Genomic DNA, 3,779 nt, shown 5'->3' with positions numbered 1-3,779 from the left:
TGTCGGGGTTTGAGTCCCCATCCATTTTTTCTTCCTTCCTTCTTCAAAATATTTGCAACATTTGATTGCCTTCTTTCTGAAATTCATAAGTTACTTGTTTAGTTTCTGCTTTATATCCTTGAGTTGTTAAATTTTCAATTATTGGTGTTAATAATGATGAAATTTCTCCAGAAAGTTTAAGCAAAGGAAAAATTCGTACTTGTTTGGCAACTCGACACATTTCTAAAATTGATTCTAGATGAAATTATGCTGAGAGATGCTCAGAATATAAAAATAGAAAATGGTTGCATAAAGCTAAATCAAATTTGTGATTATTAAAAGGAAGTTTCGGCAATTCAGCAGTTAAATAACGTTTTTACTGAAACCCATCAGAAAAATCTAATAAAAATTTTTCCATTGTTGCCATTATGACCTTTAGTAGATTTTCTGGCGACTGTAGATTTTGCCAAACAAAAGTATCATAATTTGCCTGTACTTGGTCAATCATATTTTGAGAAATTTCCTGAATACGTTGAGAAATTTCATCAGCACTAAACTGATATATTGGGTCGCAGGAAATGACATTATATCTTTGAAAAGTCATTTCATAATTAAAACTTGATGGTCCTGATGCACAGTCGAGAATTTTTAATTTCTTCTCTTCTGGGGTAAGGTTGAACATAGAAATATATTCGTCAAGATTTCGACCCCAAGGTACTATTTTTTCTAGTTTAATTGTCATAGTTATTTTTTAGGAGTCAGAAGTCAGGAGTCAGGAGTCAGAATAAATAGCTTTGATACTATTTATTAGGTCACAATTTATCTTTTTTGTCCAATGGATATCTCCTATAAAGTATTTTAATGACTCTTATTATTCGTAACATTCTTTTTCCAAATTGGTATTAGATCCCACTACATCCCTCAAATTTTGGTGCTTCACAAAATGATTTGACTATTGCGATATACGCAACACAGAGAGGAAGTAGATATTTTTCTACTACACACTCTAAAGTTATGCGCTTCACAAAATGATTTGACTATTGCGGCATACGCAACACAGAGGGGAAGTAGATATTTCTCTACGACACACTCGGAAGTTATGCGCTTCACAAAATGATTTGACTATTGCGACATACGCAACACAGAGGGGAAGTAGATATTTCTCTACGACACACTCGGAAGTTATGCGCTTCACAAAATGATTTGACTATTGCGGCATAGGCAACACAGAGGGGGAAGTAGATATTTTTCTACTACACACTCGGAAGTTATGCGCTTCACAAAATGATTTGACTATTGCGACATACGCAACACAGAGGGGGCAGGGCAAACGCATCTCGTCAATAAACTAGGGGTAATTATCAATAAACCGGGTTTTATTGCGCTTGTTGACAATAGACTTTCAACATATAGTGTCTATAAAATCAAATAAACACTACATATAGGGGACGGCAAAATAAGATGCGTTTGCCCTGACAGAGGGGGAAGTAGATATTTTTCTACTACACACTCGGAAGTTATGTGCTTCACAAAATGATTTGACTATTGCGACATCCGTAATAGAAGGGGAGTTAGATATTTTTCTACTGCAAACTCTAAAGTTATGCGCTTCAGAAAATGATTTGACTATTGCGACATCCGCAACACAGAGAGTAAGTAGATATAGCAGTCCCCAAGGTGCTTAGGACATAAAGAGCAAATATAGTATTGGCGGAGCAAGTGTGGCCACTATTCGCCTAATTATGGAAATAATTTAATTTCTCGGAAATCTACCCTAAACTTTTCCTCCCAATACCTCCGGTGACAAAACCTGATTTAACTTCCCACTCCGGTATCCTTCTAAATCTAAAGTGACATAAATAAACCCAAACTCTTTAAATCTTTCTACCAACTGAGGTAAATTTATTGTCAACACAAATTCTTTGATTTGTTCTGGCGGAAGTTCAATTCTGGCAGTATCTTTTTCCGAACGGACTCGTAAATTTTTTAATCCCAAATCTCGCAAATATCTTTCCCCACGACCAACTCTTTGTAACTTTTCAAAAGTAATTTCTTCCCCATAAGGAAAACGGGAACTTAAACAAGGTTGAGCTGGTTTATCCCACCAAGGCAAACCCAATTCTTTAGCAAGTTGTCTAACTTCAAACTTACTAATTCCTAATTCTGCTAAAGGCGATCTAGCTCCTCTTTCTTTTGCTGCTTGAATACCAGGACGATAATCTCGTAAATCATCTGCATTTACCCCATCTACTACATAAGAATAACCCTGCTTTAAAGCTAAAGGTTTAAGAGTATCATGCAATTCACTTTTACAAAAGTAACAACGATTTATAGGATTAGAAGTATAATTTGGATTCTTCATTTCATTAGTTTCTACTTCTTCATGGGAAATGCCAATTACTGCTGCTTGAATACGAGCATCTTCTAAATCTTCAGGTAATAAAGAGGGAGAAATAGCAGTTATAGCTAAAGCTTTATTTCCCAATACATCATAAGCAACTTTTGCTACTAAAGTGCTATCTATTCCGCCGGAGTAAGCAATCAAAGCTTTCTCCATTTCTGAAAATATTTTTTTCAGTTCTTTTAGTTTTTTTGTTAACATTATTTTCTCTATTTATTGATTTTTACTGTTGTTAATTTAATTATTATTGATTATAGCAATTATAGAAGGAAGAGGGAAGAAGGAAGAAGGAAGAAGGAAGAAGACATATTAGATCTTCTGTTGTTTTAGAGATTCCATAAGTCAAGAGTAGTAATGGAAGTTGCTTATAGATGCTAGTAGGGTGCGGTGGAAATACAGCTACTATTTTTATTGATCACTTATTACTCAGTTTTTTGTACAACCTCAAAGCTTCCTCTAGTTAATTGACTTAAGAAAAACCAGACAAATTATTTTTTCTAATACCATTTTTAAATCAAGATTGCCCTAGTCAGATTTTGTGGAAAAATCATCCATTCCTTACCATTGCTAGAATTAACTATTAGCCCAACTTTTCTCACCTACAACCTCAAAGCTTCCTCTAGTTAATTGACTTAAGAAAAACCAGACAAATTATTTTTTCTAATACCATTTTTAAATCAAGATTGCCCTAGTCAGATTTTCTGGGGAAATTCTCAATTAACTGCCATTGCTAGAATTAACTATTACCCAACTTTTCTCACCTACAAGCTCAAAGCTTCCTCTAGTTAATTGACTTAAGAAAAACCAGATAAATTATTTTTTCAAATCATTTTCAAATCCAAGTTTCCCTAGTCAGGTTTTGTGGGGAAATTCTCAATTTCCTACGATTCTTGAAATTAGAACACTTTGCCCAGATAGTGAGGTACAGTTTTAAAATTAATCTCTTTTCTCTACCCCCTACTTCCTACTCCCTAAATTCCTAAAATTTTGTACCTCCAAACTAGAAAAATTGTATAAATATTAGCTCAAACTTTCTCAGCGACAACCTCAAACCTACCACCTAAAACTTTTTTCAATTCAAAACTCTCGCCTAGCAAAAATAGCTATAGTAATTGATAAAATCAACATTGTATAAAGCAAAGCATAACCAAAATTAGTAACTAAAGTAGCTATACTTGGCAGTAGACCATAAACTGAATCATTTTTCAAATCTAATCTGCTTAAATCTGGCAATACTACATATAATCCCATCATTAACTTTTTAATTCCAGGATTATCACTTAACTCACCCAATTTAACCAAATCTCTACTTAAATTCCCCATTAAATAAATGCAAAATGTAAATAATGTCGCTAATAGGGAACTGGTAAATACACCAAATAAAATTGCTACTGCAGTA

4 protein-coding genes and 1 pseudogene are annotated in these 3,779 nt (G+C 33.9%); 1 reads left to right on the top strand and 4 read right to left on the bottom strand.

What is annotated here, in order from left to right; translation table 11 throughout:
* Positions 1-43: 43 nt before the first annotated feature.
* Both F6K13_RS35360 and F6K13_RS35355 read right to left on the bottom strand, forming a co-directional pair.
* Positions 44-220, bottom strand: a complete 177-nt coding sequence (locus F6K13_RS35360) for a hypothetical protein (protein ID WP_338043248.1) — start codon at positions 218-220, stop codon at positions 44-46.
* 135 nt (positions 221-355) lie between these two features.
* Positions 356-721, bottom strand: a complete 366-nt coding sequence (locus tag F6K13_RS35355) for a hypothetical protein (protein WP_338043247.1) — start codon at positions 719-721, stop codon at positions 356-358.
* 796 nt (positions 722-1,517) lie between these two features.
* Here F6K13_RS35355 and F6K13_RS23130 point away from each other — a divergent pair.
* Entirely contained in the window at positions 1,518-1,664 is a 147-nt protein-coding gene (locus tag F6K13_RS23130; protein WP_161564681.1) for a hypothetical protein, read from the top strand.
* Positions 1,665-1,753: 89 nt separating this feature from the next.
* Here F6K13_RS23130 and larE read toward each other — a convergent pair whose 3' ends face one another.
* On the bottom strand, positions 1,754-2,581 hold the full coding sequence (gene larE / locus F6K13_RS23125) for an ATP-dependent sacrificial sulfur transferase LarE (RefSeq protein ID WP_124146982.1): 828 nt from the start codon (positions 2,579-2,581) through the stop codon (positions 1,754-1,756).
* 876 nt (positions 2,582-3,457) lie between these two features.
* A pseudogene (locus F6K13_RS23120) lies at positions 3,458-3,779 on the bottom strand (ABC transporter permease); the annotation flags it as partial.

It is taken from the genome of Okeania sp. SIO2B9 (genome assembly GCF_010672505.1).
GTDB classification, from domain to species: Bacteria; Cyanobacteriota; Cyanobacteriia; order Cyanobacteriales; family Microcoleaceae; genus Okeania; species Okeania hirsuta.
This window is presented reverse-complemented; position numbering and strand designations above follow the sequence as displayed.